2 tRNA genes are annotated in these 238 nt (G+C 55.9%); both read right to left on the bottom strand.

The features are described 5' to 3' along the window. Positions 1-3 precede the first annotated feature (3 nt). Positions 4-79 (bottom strand) — tRNA-Ala (locus tag U4Z64_RS37515). 38 nt (positions 80-117) lie between these two features. After that, positions 118-194: transfer RNA gene (locus U4Z64_RS37510), tRNA-Ile, on the bottom strand. Positions 195-238 lie beyond the last annotated feature (44 nt).

The following is a 238-nucleotide window of genomic DNA, read 5'->3' as shown; positions in this document are numbered from 1 at the left end:
GATTGGTGGAGGCAGACGGGATCGAACCGACGACCCCCTGCTTGCAAAGCAGGTGCTCTCCCAGCTGAGCTATGCCCCCATGAGTACAGATTCCCTCAGGTACCTACCGCCAGACAATGGTGGGTCTGGTTGGATTCGAACCAACGACCCCCGCCTTATCAAGACGGTGCTCTAACCGACTGAGCTACAGACCCCTGAGTCTGTCTTTAATTTACAGCCGATAAGCGTGAGCGCTCAA

This window comes from Burkholderia sp. BCC1996, assembly GCF_905339955.1.
In the GTDB taxonomy this organism is placed as follows: domain Bacteria; phylum Pseudomonadota; class Gammaproteobacteria; order Burkholderiales; family Burkholderiaceae; genus Burkholderia.
This window is presented reverse-complemented; position numbering and strand designations above follow the sequence as displayed.